Source organism: Gemmatimonas sp. (assembly GCF_044345575.1).
GTDB lineage: Bacteria > Gemmatimonadota > Gemmatimonadetes > Gemmatimonadales > Gemmatimonadaceae > Gemmatimonas.
In genome coordinates, this window is the sequence record NZ_JBIJAW010000059.1 from 1 (window position 1) to 13,589 (window position 13,589).

Genomic DNA, 13,589 nt, shown 5'->3' on the forward strand with positions numbered 1-13,589 from the left:
CGCGGCCGCTACCGAGTGCAGGCCGGTGGTCATTCGCGCCGGCCCGTCGCGTTGACCGTCACATTGCACGTTACGTCGCCTCCTGTGCGCATGCGACGGAAGTAGACAATGCTGACGGTCACCTGCAGTCCCCCGGTTGGGGTGAATCGCCCGTTCAGGCGCGTGGTCAGAGCGGTCATCGTGCGCGCTTGATCGGGAACGATACGAAAGGTGCTGGCGAACCACCCTTCGGCGTCGATGTTGCTGGGAAAGACATCGCCGCCCTCGAACGCCACGCTGAGCGTATCATCGCCTGGACGATGTCGCACCACTGCGATGTCCTCGGCGTTGGGGGCCTTCGCCCAGACCTCAACACACTCGCGCGATCCCACCGCGCGCGCCGCTTCGTAGCGCAGCCGGAATCGCCCCGCCACCCCTTTGCTGCGCACCGCTCCACTGCCGTCAACGGGCGGCGTGGTACCTGCCGCCCGAAAGCGCACGGGGACACCAAACTCGCTGATGATCTCGTCGATGTCATCCTTGCGGATCTCGTAGCGCAATCCGGTTTTCTGGTCGCGGAACAATACCGAGCCGGCCTGCACGACATCCACTCGGCCACGCAGTACCTGCCCACTCCGCAAGCGCAGTTCGTCGAACGTCATCATCGGGCGCCCCGCCGATCGTGACGCGACGCGGGGATCGCCACCGGCGCGTCGAGCGGGTTGCACGAACATCATACGCGCGGAATCCGCCGAGGCTGGAAGAACCGACTTCGTAATGGAGGGCACCCCTGGTCGTTCCGTCGCAATCACGGGCACGCCACCGGTAATCGTCGAGGGAACGAGTCGACCGCCACGCGTTGGAGTGATGCTGGACGGTGCCACCGGAATGGCGAAGCTACCGGCTGATCCTTCTGGTGCGGATAGTGGGGACTGAACCGTGGATCCGCTGTCACCGCGAACCGGCGCTCCTGCCAGTGCGCCTTGCGCCGGTTCGCTATCAGCGGGCGCGCCGCTGGCGGTGGCAATGGGCGCCGTGATGGGCGTCGGGAGTGACGCCTGTCGCGGGGACAACGCGACCCGCACCAGTACACTCATGGCGATCAGCGCGAGTGCGCCGCCGACGGCTCGGGTGACCCAGTCGACCACGGGCGATGTCGCGACAGACCGAGACGCCCGGTTCGCGGTCGTCGCGGTCGCGGACTTCCCCGTTGTCGTACCCGGTGTGGTAGCCGTCGTCCGTGCGCTCGCCCGCGAAACAGAGCGGCTCCGCGGCCCGCTCCCGGTCGAACGCGTCTTGCGCGGAGCGATCGATCGTGGGAGAGGTGCCGGGCCAGCGCTCTTCGCGGGCGACGGTGCCGCCGCTGCGGTCGTCGGCGTTGGGCGCGTTTGCGTTGGGGCACGTGGCAGTGGCGTCGGCGTCGCGATTGGTTCCGGCGGCGGTGCCACGGTGAGTTGAGACGGACCGATCACGCCAAGCGCATACGCCCACGATTCGAGCGCCCATCGCGCCATCTCCGGCAGGAGAAAGCGCTCGGCACACCATTGCAACAGGAACGGGGACATCATCGCGTTCCAGCGAGCCTGATCCAGGGCAGTCGTCGGGAGGGTGGTGTGCCAACCGCGCCGATAGGCCTCGAGCAGCAACTCGGCATACGGACGGGCATCGCTGCCGGCGTGGTCGAGCAAACGATTGCGTACCACCAGCAACGTCGGCTGATGCCAGTCGACCGGATGCTCCCTGATCAGCGTGCGAAGCGCATCGCGCATCCGCTGGCGCGGATCAAACCCGAATGCCGTCGTCGTCATTCGGCGTGGCTCACGATGTCCCTGCGGGAAGTCGCGTCGCCAGCAGGTCTGCGTTCACGACGCACTGCTGCTGTCGCCCCCAACGGATGATCGCGCTGGTGCGCGTTTCACTTTCCGCCTGGAAACCATCGAGGGTGAACCGTCCGCGCATGCGGAACTGCCACGAGATACGGTCTGTCGTTCCCGCACTCGGCTCTACCACAAACCAGCCATCGGCGGCGAGTGATCCCCGCACCGGGCGCATGGACAACGAGAACTCGGTGGCACCCGGGCGGTGTGCGACGACCTCCTCACTGACTCGCGCGGTGATGAGGGCGCGCGCCACGACATCGCAGTTATCCGTGCCCCGTACCGACCGCACGTATTGCACCACGCGGTAGCGGCCCGCCACGCCCCGTTCGCGTACCGCTAAGGCCATGGCGTCGGCGCGCGGCGATGAGGGCAGGTCGCGGGCACTATCAAGGGCCACGGGCATCGTGTCGGGGCCGGTGGCATCGCCCCTCGTACTGGATGCTGGCTTCGGCGCGATCGACGGTGCGGCTTGCGCTACCGCAGCTGCGGGGCGTTCTGCGGGGCGTTCTGCTGTGCGGCGCTGGAGTGCCACCCACAGCGCGCTCCAGCAGACGATCGCCAAGACCGCGAACACCCCCACAGCGCGCAGTTCGTAAGGTTGCCAGACAGGACCAGGCGAGCCACTCCCCGCGCTGCGCATCGCCTGCGGTGCGGGCCCGACGGCCGGGGCCGGCGCACGGCTTTGCCGCGGTGTGTGGCGTGGGGCTTGGTTCGTTGCATGGCCAGAGGGCCGATGCGATGGCGCCGTGAATCGCGCAGGGGCTGGCCCGTTGGCATGGTCGGCAGGGACGACGTCCGCAGCGTGCATCGCACGCGGAGAGTCCGCGGTCGATGTCAGCCCCAGCGCGACGCCCCAGACATCGACGGCCCAGCGTGCCACTTCCGGCTGCAGATAGCGCGCCGCAATGATGCGATGCACCTGGGCGGCGCGCACGGTGCTCCACGCCGCCGCGGGCTGCGTAGGAGTGCTCTGCGACGACAGCGCAGGGCGCACCATCTGGCCCAGGTCCAACAGGAGCTCTACCAAGGGGCGAAAATCGCTGCCGCAGTGGTCGAGCACCAGATTGCGCTCCGCCGTTGTCAGTTCTCGCTGGCCATGCTGCGTGAGTGGCCATACGGCCAGCACCGCGTCCTGCACTCGCACGAAGGCATCGCCGACCAAAGGCGACGGTGAGTGCGACGGGAGCGGGTCCGGGAACGACGACATGACCAATCAAGCGCTCTAGGTGAGCGGGGCCAACCGAAGCACGCGCGCCGGCAACTCGTCACCGATGCGCAGGCTCAGTCCGGAAACGACTTCGACCGATGTGTTGCGGCGGATCGCCGAGCCATCGGCGGTATACCACGGTGAATCGCTGGTGTTCACCAGCCACCATTTGCCGGCGTGCTGCGCCACGTATCCCCGCGGTGTCCGATCTGCGCGCTCATCGGGAAGGCACCCCACGCGGAGATGCCAGTCGTGCAAGGCCAGGTGGTGCCAGAGCACGAGCAGGTCCTGTTCGTCGACCATTCCTTGCGGCGTCTCACGCCAGAAGTGCGCCGCGAACACCGGGCCGCTGATCCGTTCGTTGCCGGCGAGCGATGTGAACGGGAGTCCGGCACCCAGCACAGTCCACTTCCCGTTGGCAAGCGGATGCAACCGCTGCAGCGTCTTGTACAGCGCCACCTCCCACTCCGCCGCATCGGCCCGCAGCCGAGGGGTATGCAGCCCATCGACAAACGTGCGGGTGAAGCATTGGGCAAGGGCGTGCCCCAGTCGGCGGTACGGAATCAGGATGGGAGTGTGCGGCGGGTTTCGCTTGTCGGTGGCATGCTCGATGAACAGCGCACGCGAACCCATCGAGAGACGCTCGTCTTCCTCAGCAGAGCGCGTGCTGTTGACCCGCTTACCCTGCAACGGATGGCGATTCAGCAGCAACTCATACAGCAGTACGGCAAGGGCGTGCTTATCTGTGGCGATGCTGGGTTGCGCGGTGCCCGCGAGCACTTCGGGCGCAATGTATCCGGGGGTCCCCAGCACGGCTGGCGGTGCAACGCCAGGCACCACCAGCGAGTCGATATCGATGATGCAGGCATCGCCGCTCTTCGGGTCTACCAGCACATTCTTGTTGGAGAGGTCGGCGTGCGCGAGTCCCGCCATGTGCAAGCGTCGCACGGCGCGCGCCAACCGGACGGCCACTTGCAGGCGGGTCAGCAGCGTCCCCGTCTCGGCCTGGGGCACAAACTTTGACGCCTTCCCGCCCGTGAACCATCGCACCTCTTTTTCCTGCTGCGATCCGAACCGATCCGTGAAATAAAAATTCGGTCGATAGGTCGGCGTCACGACGGCCAGCGGGGGCCACACGAGCTGCTGTCGCCGCGCAAACTCGATAGGGACCGCCTGCTCGCCGCTGGCCATGCCGACCGGCCAACAAAAGTAGGGCGCCCAGTAGGCGCCGTTGTTGGCGAGGGCCGGGTTGTAGTTGGTGAGTATGCGGGTGAGGCGATCCATCCGTTCGCGACGGTCGCTCAGCGCGCCGTAGTAGAACCCCACGGCGAACTGCCGATCCCGTGTGAGAAAGACGCGCTTTTCGGCGCCGGTCCCCACCGGTTCATCCTCGAGTTGCAGCGTGCGCCCATCGGTCAGGCGGCAAGTCACCGTTCCCATCGGCAACTAACCGTTGGAGACGGACGTGGCAAACCCTGAGGCAGTGGCCAGGCACAACGTGCGATCGTCGTTTTCCCCACGCTTCTCAAACGCCAGCCATTCCGTGAGGGCGTGCAGTGGATCGGCCGCTCGCAAGACGCTGCCCGTAAACACGGGGATGAGGGCGGTGGGCAACGGGGTTTCACCAGCGATCCCGTCGCGCAGCGTGGTGACCAACACGTGAGCATGTCGCGTGAACGGGTACCACGGATCTTCCACGCCATCGCTGGCCAGCAACACACCACTCACATGGTCGCCGGTCTGCACACGGAGCGACGATTGCAGCACATCGAGTGCGCCATCATCGGGAAGAAAGTGCGTGACTTCGCCGGAAAAATCCCCGGTGGCTGCCGTGAAGGGATGCGACAGCGCCCCGTCGGTGTGCACGACCGCCATGGCGCCGTCACCGACCTGCATCACAGCCAACATGCCGTCGTGCCAGGCCGCCACCAGCAGCGTGGTGCGCAAATCGCGGAGGGCGATGCCGACACGCGCGGCAAACTCCTGCAGGCGATCGTTGGCCATCTGCGCCGCATGGCGCATCGCGGGGCCCAGCGCGTCGCGTGCAGCATGGCCATGCTGCACCGCGTCGCGCAACGCGTGCGTCAACGTGACGGTAGCAATCGCCGCGCCCAAGCGGCTGTACGTGGCCGAGCCGGCCCCGTCGGCGACAGCTGCACACCACCCTCGCGAAAAGTGCACAAGATGGCCGGCATCTTCGCGGTGATCACCGCGGTGCGCATGCAGACGTCCCCGACGCGAGCCGAGCAGCAGCGACCAGCCCTCGGCGCGCGTGTGGGTTCCCGTGGCCTCGTGGACCGCCGCGGCACTGCCCGTCGCGAAGAGCCCCGGCGCGACGGCCTCGAGATGCTCGCGCCACTCGTCAGGGCACCACGGTGCCGTGGGGGCCAACGCGTTCCAGATGGGGCGGGGAGGCGGCTCCGCCCCTGCGGGGGGCGTGGTTGGAGCGGAGGCCGTGTCGGACGTGTCTGGTGTGCCGCTAACGCCTGTGGTCGCAGCGGCGGCAGTGGCGTCGGGTGACGTGATGGGGCCAGTGGGCACGCCGCGATTCACGACTTACGGAACGATCGTGATGCCGGGCGGCGGCGGCGGCAACGTGATGCTGCCTCCGTCGGCCATAGCACCGACTTTGGCACTCGTCTGCTTGACGCTGGCCGACACAAAACGGAAGAACGCCTTGAACGCATCCGGCGACATATCCTGCATCTGGATCACCGTCTCCGTGATCTGCTTGAGGACATCGGTATCGGCTTGATCGCCACACGCCACGGCAATGATGTTGGCCGGGCGGCGCTCACGCAGCTGCTGCGCGTACATCGGCCAATCCACGTCGGTTGGGGCGCCATCGGAGAGCACAAAGACCAGCGGGCGCCAATCCCCCTTCTGGTCGGCGGTCGTCCGAACGATTTCCCGGTCGAAACACTCCAGCAGCAGGCGCAGTCCGTCGCCAAAGTTGGTCGGCCCATTGGCCTGCAAGTCCGGCGGATTGAACATCGCCACTTCCGTGAGCGGCACGATCTGTTGGGCGGCATTCGAGAAGGTGAGCACCGACAGGTACGCACTCTCGATGGCCTGCGGGTCACCCAGCAGATCGCGATGCAGCTGGCGGATCCCCGACTTGACCGACTCAATAGGGGTGCCCTGCATCGAGCCGGACGCGTCGGCAAGGATGTACACGGGCAGACGTCGCGTAGACACGGGAGGACTCGGTGGGAGGGAAAGGAGACGGCCCGGACGCTTTTGCTGCGCGACAGACCAACGCAGGAGTAATGCGCGAACGGGGGCGGCGGTTTCGATCGCGGGCGAAGGTCGCCACCCAGTCGGCAAGCACACAGTGGAGCATGCCCCAACGCAAGACCCCGTAGCACCGAATGGCGCTACGGGGTCGGGCCGCGCGGCGGGCCAAGGGCCCTATGCGCGGTGCTCGTGCGTGGGCCCTAGTTCACGCCACCCACGGAGCTGGCGGTCGAGCTCTTGGCGCCGGTGCGCTGAGCCGGAGCCGCCGCCGGAGCGGTGGTCGGTGCAGGGGCGGCGACCATCGTGCTGTCCTTCTTGGTGCTGTCCGATGCAGCGGTCGTAAAGGCCGGGAACGGCGTGCCGTTCCATTCCGCACGCCCCCACATGGCCGGGAAGTCCTTGGCCATCTGGGCCCCGTACAGCGGCTTGTACGCGCCGTTGTGACAGGTCACGCATTGTGCCTTGGGTGCATCGCCCATGGAGCCGAGGCGAACGGCCGGATAGACCGGCTGCAGCGGTGCGAGGTAGTTCTGGTTCACGTCCCGCAGCATAAGGATGCCGTGGTACGCCGTGACACGCGCCGGTGGCGCTTCACGCCAGCTGGCGAACTGACGGGTGTTGTGGCAGTACGTGCAGTTCACGCCCAGGGAACGGGACTGTGAAATCATGAGCGCATACGTCCATTCCGCCTGCTTCGTCGAGCTGCGATTGGCGTTGCTCGGCGCCACCCCCTGCGTGATGACGCGAGCGCCGTCACGGTCGAGGTAGTGACGCAGGTAGTCCGTCTGGCTGGAGTAGAACCACAGCCCGTTGGGCAGCGGCTTACCCATGTGACAGGTATAGCAGGTCACCCCCGTGTTCTTCACGTGCTGCGAGTAGTTCCCGTTGATGTTCCGGGTCATCTGCAGCATGCGACGGGCCACGATCTTGGTATACAGCGGCTTGCCGTTGGGTAACGTGTCGTCCTGGAAGGCCGCCACGTTGTGGCAATACGCGCAGTTGCCGGTACCTGCCACCCACGTGCTCATCGCAATCATGGTGCGGTTGAACTCCGCAATGCTGATGTCGTTGAGCACCTGCACATTCTTCCAGGGAAGCGGCCCTGGCGGAGACTCGCCGGCGGGCGGCGGGCTCTGGGGGAGCTTCACCTGGGCAAACTTGGCCTTCAGGTCACCGCGATCGTAGTTCTGCTCCAATGCCGTACCGCGATAGCCCACCTGCACCGTATCGACCGACGCGTCGCCACAGGCTCCCAGTGTCAGTACTGACACTGGGACCATGGCGCGAAGGACATGACGAAGTCCGTATCTCACTGGGTACCCCCCGCCTTCGTCGAGTCGGTCTTGAGCGAATCAGCCATCAGCGAATCGACGACGATGGGTGCTGCTGCGGTGTCGGGCATGGTTGCGTTCTGTGGCACAACGTACGACGGGAAGGAATCCGGCGCCGTTCCCTGGTAGCGGCCACGGAGAAGCTCCTGCTGCTCCGGCGTGAGCTGGTTCTGCGCCGGATACGGCGCCACCAGACCATGCTTCACACCCCAGAGATACCAGTTATCCACCACCGTTCCGGTGAGCAGGATGCCAATGCCGCCGGTGAAGGTCGTGAGCACGGCAAACCACCACGCCCAGCGGTGAATCGATTCCATGGTGGCGTTGAAGCCCATGCACCACCGCCAGAAGAGCATGGAGCGCTCGGCGGCCGTTCCGCGGTCGGTGATCTGTTCGATTTCCCGCTCACCACCCATCCGAGCGACCGCCAGAATGGTGGCCCCGTGCATGGCGAACAACACGGCAGAACCGTAGAGGAACGCGATGGAGAGGGCGTGGAACGGATTGTAGTAGAGATTGCCGTACCGAATCGAGAACGCCGACGTCCAGTCGAGGTGCGGGAAGATGCCGAAGGGCACCATCTCGCTCCAGCTACCTACGAGCAGCGGCTGGAAGAAGAACGTGGAGTACAAGAAGATCGCGCTCGCGAAGGCCCACGGCAGCTGCGAGCCCATCTGCAGTGCACGGGCGCGTCGGTAGGTGCGGACCCACCAGAGCAGGATACTGACCGTGAGGAAGAAGCCGGCCATGAGGTACCAACCGCCCTGCTGGAGCGGTGGCACGCGCAGGCCGTACTGCGGTGGGGGCGGCTCAAGGGCAAGCCAGGGAAGCTGGCGGATAAACTCCACCGGATCCCAGCCCACAGAGGCCCACATGTTCAGGCCGATGATCTCGAAGGCGATGAAGCCACAGAGCAACGACAGGACACCGGCCGTGCCCAGATACACCGGGCCGATCTGGGCGTCACCGAACTTGCCGGCGAGATACGAGAAGGTGCCACTGCCGGCGCGCCCGCCGGGCGAATCATCCAGCGGAAGGCCGGGCTCGGGGACCGTCCGGACCTGCACGCGCGTGAAGAGGTTCTGGTATTCTAGCATGTGTGCGGGTGACCTCAGGACCAGATCGGAAGGTTGAGCCACCAATTCCACCATTCAGGCCAACCCTTCGTCCACAGGGGACCTGAAATCACGATGCAGATGGCACTCCACACCGCCGCACCAACCGCCAGAAACAGCCCGAGGCGGTGAATGCCGATGGCACCGATCGAGTAGCCGAGCAGGTCACGGAAGAACACGTTTTCCTGCTCACTTGTGCCGATGGGCGTTCCTTTCGGGGGGTTCGTCACCGAGAGGATCAGGGAGCCGTGCATCGCGAGGGCGAGACAGTTCGTGAAGAAGAACGTCACGCCAATCATGTGCGCCGGATTGTAGTGGAAGTGGAGGTACTGGTACCCCACATTCGACACCCAATCGAGGTGCGAGAAGATGCCGTACGGGAACCCATGTCCCCAGGCGCCGAGGAGAAGGGGACGGATGACCACCAGGGTCACGTAGGCCAGCACCGCGCCGCCGTATGCCCACGGGATGTGCATCCCCATACCCAGCTTGCGACTGATCTCAGCTTGGCGAAGCGCCCATGAGCCAAACGCGCCAATTGCGCACAGCGTGATGATCTGCCACAGACCGCCTTCGCGGATCGGTGCCAGCATCAGTCCGTACTTGAGATCTGGTGGCGCGATACTGATCTGCCAGAGATTCCAGGTGGGACCCATCGCCGCACCCCACACGCATAGCAGCGTGCCGAGCGCCACGAAGAAAATCGTGGTCACCCCAAAAAATCCGACGTAAAACGGACCGAACCAGAAATCGAAAAGATCTCCGCCGATTAGTGTGCCGCCGCGCACACGGTACTTCCGTTCGAAACTCAACATCGCCATGGGCGATCTCTCCGAACACTCAGAGTGGGACGAGCGAACAACGTGAGTGCTGCTGGCGCCGGCCGGGGATGACGTCGCACTGACACGTGCGAGTCGTCATCCCGGCAACGACGCACGAATTACCGGCCCGGTGGAAGCGGGGACATCTCCGCCGCCGCAGCCGGGGCTGCCACCCCAACGGGTGCCTGTCCAGCCGAGAGCGTCCCGTTTTCAATCCACGAGTAGCGCTGTGAGCTGAGCAAGATGAAGTGAATGACGAACGCGAGAACGCCAACGAAGCCGGCCACGGCAATCATGACGCGTCGCGGGTCATACATCAGCCAAATGCGATGCATGGTCGCTCCTTAACGGGTGGCGGCAGGCGGAGCCGCGTACTTGGCCTTGAGCGACGCCGGCCAATTCAACTGGCTAAACGCGAACAGATGCATGACCAGAACAGCTCCGGCAATGAACGATCCGATGCCGCCCATGATGAGATGCGGGTCCATGCCGATCCAGATACGATACATAGATGTGCTCCAAAAGCTCAGGAAGAAGTGATTGGCTCTGCGAGCATCAGAACCAGGGACGCCAGCTCCACGCGAGCAAATGCGCCATCACAGCGCCGAGGACCCACGTACCGGTGCCTGCCACCCAGTACTTATTGAAGCGGATCGCCTCTTCCTCGGTCATGCCCTTGTTGTCCATCATCGCCATCGTTACCTCCGGCTCTTCAACGTTGCCGTGCCCGTCCCGCACGGCGGGGGAGGCCGTCCCTGTCGCGGACGGCACACTCTCTAAACTTCGAAGTGTAAACTGGACCTTACGGTTCAATGCGTCAAGAAAAATTTACGCTTTTACGCAGGATTTTTATGGACACCTCGCCAGACCACGTGCCAAAGACCCCTCCGAACGACTGGCCGGACGTCAGTTGGTCCGAATCGCATTTTGTCACCGGAATATTTTGGCATATCCAGCGCCTCGGAATGCCACGTGGCGAGGCGCCCACCCTGCTGCTCGTGCACGGCACCGGCGGAAGCACCCACTCGTGGGCAGGCGTCACCCCGGTGCTCGCCGCCCGCTTCCATATCCTTAATGTTGACCTGCCAGGGCATGGCTTCACCGCCGTTCCGGCCGACGTGGAACGGGTACGCAATCCGTTTACCCTGCCAGGCATGGCGCGGGAACTGGCGGCCCTGCTCACCCATCTCGATGAACATCCGGACCTGGTGGTGGGCCACTCCGCCGGCGTCCCCGTGCTGCTGCGCATGGCGCTCGACGGCACGCTGGTGCCGCAACGCATCATTGGCTGCTGCCCAGCGCTTGTGCCGCCGCCAGACTGGTACGTGGCCCTGCTCGCCCCGCTCGTCGGCCTCCTCGTGGAATCGCAGGCCGTGGCCGGCTCCGCGGCGCGTCTGGCTGCCACCACTCCCATTCTGAAACGCATGCTCGAGAGCACCGGCTCTCCGCTCACCCCCGCGCAGTTGTCCCGATACATGCACCTGTGCAGCCGCCCAGCGCATGTGCATGCCGCCATCACCATGATGTCCCGCTGGGACCTGCCGTCGCTCTTCCGCGACATTGGCGTCCTGCGCGTTCCCGTGCAGCTGATCGCTGCCCGGAATGACCGCTGGATTCCTCTCACCTCACTGCGGCGCGCGCTGGAACGCATTCCGGGAGTGGAGTTGGTGGTCGAAGAGGGAGGGCACCTGTTGCCGGAAGAGCGGCCCGAGGTGGTGATACGCCTGCTGCAGGACCGCAGGCTCTAATCGACGCCCGAAATTATCCCCCGGGCCTCAAAGCGGAATAGCGCGAACTCCTTATAAAGAAGTTCGCGCTATTCCACTTTCTGACAGGCACTCCGGGACCTCAGCTCAGCTGGTTGCCCCTTGCAATGACCGCCGGCTGGCCAGCACGTGGTCCCGCGTCACCGTACTGTCGCCCAGATCGCGCGCATCCCGTTCTGCCGCGTCCCGCAGCCGCTTGGCGGCGGAAATACGAATCAGAATGGGGAAGCCTTCGCATAGCTCGTCGTACACGGCCTTGGCATCGTCATCCCACGGCAACTCCTGATGCAAGCGCGCCGGCGTGGCGTCGATCTTGTCCATCTCCGTGCCCAGCGGGAGGATATGGAACAGGGCATCGAACAGCTGGTTGCACACTTCCTGCACGATGTACGTTGCGCCCGAGTACCCCATGTAGGGCGTACCGGTATGCCGACGGATGATGGCCCCCGGGAACGACGCCGGAATGTACATGGAGCGTGACCCGGCTTCGGCCAGATACATACGCTCGTTGTAGCTGCCAAACATGATCAGCGGCGGCTTGGTCTTGATCGCGTCGCGCACGGCCTGGTTATCCGGCTTCACCCCTGGTCGACGCGCAAAGCTGAAGGTGCAGGGGAGCCCCATCTCCGTCTCGAGGAAATGGCGTACCCCTCGGGCATACGTTTCGTTGGCCACAATCGCGAAGCTGGCCGTGCCGAAAAAGTCCTGCGTGACCGACCGCCACAGATCCCAGAGCGGCTTGATCGTGGTGTGCTTTTCCTTCTCGATGAAGGGCTCGGGATCGAGCCCCAGCAGTTCGCCAAGGCTGCGCAGGAACTTCGTCGTGCTGTGGAGGCCGATGGGCGCCTGCAGGAAGGGCACCTCGAGATCCTCGCACAGCAGGCGCCCGAACTCGCGGTACATGCAGATGTTCACATCGGCATCGACGAGGCGCGGGATGTCCTGCATGTGGCTGCCGAGCGGGAACACCATGTTGATCTCGGCGCCGATGCCTTCCACCAAGCGACGGATCTCGTGCAGATCACTCGCCGTGTTGAAGTAGCCGTAGATGGGGCCGATGATGTTCACGCGCGGCTTATCGCCGGGCTGCCGCTCCCGCTTCTTGGGGCGCACGCCCTTCTTGAGGCCGTATTCTGTCCACAGCCAGTACATGGCGCGGTTGGCCGCCTGCCACTGGTCTTCGTCGATCGTACGCGGCAGGAAGCGCTGGATGTTGGTGCCTTCGGGCGTCACACCGCCGCCAATCATCTCGGCGATCGAGCCCGTCACCACCACGCTCGGCAGTTCGGGGTCGAGTGTGCTGTGCGCCCGCTTCATGGCGCCTTCGGTGCCGTGCTGGCCCAACTCTTCTTCGCCGAGGCCTGTGACCACGATGGGCAACTCGTGCGGGGGCAGGGCATCGGTGTAGTGCAGCACCGAGGTCACCGGCAGGTTCTCGCACCCCACCGGGCCGTCGATCACCACCTGCATGCCCTTGATCGCGGTGAACACGTACACCGCGCCCCAGTAGCCGCCGGCGCGATCGAGATCGAGGATGAGCGTCATCTCAGACCATCTCCTCGGCCTTGCGGGCGCGCGTGAGCTTCGCGATGTGCCGCTTGTAGTGCTCGCGGAACTCCGGCTTGTCCTGCGGCACGTCTTCCCACACCCCGGCCTTGAAGCCGCTGCCCACGTCACCGAAGAACGCCTTCATTTCATCGAAGCGCGCCTTGTTGCCGATGGCGGCGTTCACCACCTGCGCCAGCGATCCGGCCCCGGCGGGGCCCATGAGCGGACGCGCGGAGATGAGGTTCGTGAAGTAGAGCGCCGGAATGGTGAGCTCCTTGGCCTTCTGCACGACCGGGGTCGTGCCGATGGCGAGGTCGGGCTTGAACTCTTCCATGGCCGCACAGTCCTGTTCGAGCGACGCGCGATACTGGATGTGCACGCCCTTCGCTTCGAGCCATTCGCGATCGGCGTCGCTGTACGGCGTGCGCGGGCACGCGGTGCCCACATAGCGCACGTCGGCGCCGCTCTCCACGAGCAGACGCGCCACGAGCAGTTCCGAGCCCTCATAGCCTGACATCGTGATGCGCCCCTTGATGGGCATCGCCGACAGCGCGCCCTTGATGGCGGGGAGCATGCGATTCTTCACGCCGTCGATCTGCTCGCGCGACACGTTGGCCGCCTGGCCGATGTTCTCGAGCCACGCCTCGGTACCTTCGTAGCCCACCGGCGCCGAGCCGATGATGGGGCGCCCCGCCGCTTCGAACT

General features: G+C 65.1%; 14 protein-coding genes. 1 reads left to right on the forward strand and 13 read right to left on the reverse strand.

The genetic code is table 11. The features are described from left to right. Nucleotides 1-29: 29 nt before the first annotated feature. The 11 genes from ACIQ6O_RS05715 to ACIQ6O_RS05765 form a co-directional block, all read right to left on the reverse strand. On the reverse strand, nucleotides 30-1,787 hold the full coding sequence (locus ACIQ6O_RS05715; RefSeq protein WP_396206819.1) for a hypothetical protein: 1,758 nt from the start codon (nucleotides 1,785-1,787) through the stop codon (nucleotides 30-32). Between the two features lie 10 nt (nucleotides 1,788-1,797). Beyond that, nucleotides 1,798-3,066: a hypothetical protein gene (locus ACIQ6O_RS05720; RefSeq protein ID WP_396206820.1), complete on the reverse strand. Its 1,269-nt coding sequence runs from the start codon at nucleotides 3,064-3,066 to the stop codon at nucleotides 1,798-1,800. Nucleotides 3,067-3,081: 15 nt separating this feature from the next. Further along, nucleotides 3,082-4,497: a lipopolysaccharide kinase InaA family protein gene (locus tag ACIQ6O_RS05725; RefSeq protein ID WP_396206821.1), complete on the reverse strand. Its 1,416-nt coding sequence runs from the start codon at nucleotides 4,495-4,497 to the stop codon at nucleotides 3,082-3,084. A gap of 15 nt (nucleotides 4,498-4,512) precedes the next feature. Then, nucleotides 4,513-5,607 carry a PP2C family serine/threonine-protein phosphatase gene (locus ACIQ6O_RS05730; RefSeq protein WP_396206822.1) on the reverse strand — a complete coding sequence of 365 codons (1,095 nt, stop codon included), beginning with the start codon at nucleotides 5,605-5,607 and terminating at the stop codon, nucleotides 4,513-4,515. Between the two features lie 15 nt (nucleotides 5,608-5,622). Next, on the reverse strand, nucleotides 5,623-6,264 hold the full coding sequence (locus ACIQ6O_RS05735; RefSeq protein ID WP_396206823.1) for a VWA domain-containing protein: 642 nt from the start codon (nucleotides 6,262-6,264) through the stop codon (nucleotides 5,623-5,625). A gap of 239 nt (nucleotides 6,265-6,503) precedes the next feature. Further along, nucleotides 6,504-7,583: a photosynthetic reaction center cytochrome PufC gene (gene pufC / locus ACIQ6O_RS05740; protein ID WP_396206824.1), complete on the reverse strand. Its 1,080-nt coding sequence runs from the start codon at nucleotides 7,581-7,583 to the stop codon at nucleotides 6,504-6,506. Between the two features lie 29 nt (nucleotides 7,584-7,612). Then, on the reverse strand, nucleotides 7,613-8,731 hold the full coding sequence (gene pufM, locus ACIQ6O_RS05745) for a photosynthetic reaction center subunit M (RefSeq protein ID WP_396206825.1): 1,119 nt from the start codon (nucleotides 8,729-8,731) through the stop codon (nucleotides 7,613-7,615). Between the two features lie 14 nt (nucleotides 8,732-8,745). Beyond that, nucleotides 8,746-9,570 (reverse strand): photosynthetic reaction center subunit L, encoded by an 825-nt coding sequence (gene pufL / locus ACIQ6O_RS05750; RefSeq protein WP_396206826.1) that lies wholly within the window; start codon nucleotides 9,568-9,570, stop codon nucleotides 8,746-8,748. A gap of 119 nt (nucleotides 9,571-9,689) precedes the next feature. Beyond that, nucleotides 9,690-9,905: a light-harvesting antenna LH1, alpha subunit gene (pufA, locus tag ACIQ6O_RS05755; protein WP_396206827.1), complete on the reverse strand. Its 216-nt coding sequence runs from the start codon at nucleotides 9,903-9,905 to the stop codon at nucleotides 9,690-9,692. Between the two features lie 9 nt (nucleotides 9,906-9,914). Beyond that, the gene (locus ACIQ6O_RS05760) at nucleotides 9,915-10,079 is read right to left on the reverse strand and encodes a hypothetical protein (protein ID WP_396206828.1); all 165 of its coding nucleotides are present in this window, start codon (nucleotides 10,077-10,079) and stop codon (nucleotides 9,915-9,917) included. A 46-nt stretch (nucleotides 10,080-10,125) separates the two neighbouring features. Next, complete coding sequence (locus ACIQ6O_RS05765; RefSeq protein WP_396206829.1) at nucleotides 10,126-10,266, reverse strand: light-harvesting protein; 141 nt, start codon at nucleotides 10,264-10,266, stop codon at nucleotides 10,126-10,128. Nucleotides 10,267-10,421: 155 nt separating this feature from the next. On the opposite strand from ACIQ6O_RS05765, the gene bchO reads away from it, so the two are divergent. Then, nucleotides 10,422-11,318, forward strand: a complete 897-nt coding sequence (gene bchO, locus ACIQ6O_RS05770; RefSeq protein ID WP_396206832.1) for an alpha/beta fold hydrolase BchO — start codon at nucleotides 10,422-10,424, stop codon at nucleotides 11,316-11,318. A 105-nt stretch (nucleotides 11,319-11,423) separates the two neighbouring features. On the opposite strand, the gene bchZ is transcribed toward bchO, so the two are convergent. Both bchZ and ACIQ6O_RS05780 read right to left on the reverse strand, forming a co-directional pair. Next, nucleotides 11,424-12,881, reverse strand: a complete 1,458-nt coding sequence (gene bchZ / locus ACIQ6O_RS05775; protein ID WP_396206830.1) for a chlorophyllide a reductase subunit Z — start codon at nucleotides 12,879-12,881, stop codon at nucleotides 11,424-11,426. A 1-nt stretch (nucleotide 12,882) separates the two neighbouring features. Continuing rightward, the coding region (locus ACIQ6O_RS05780) for a nitrogenase component 1 (RefSeq protein WP_396206831.1) at nucleotides 12,883-13,589 on the reverse strand (707 nt) is incomplete at its 5' end.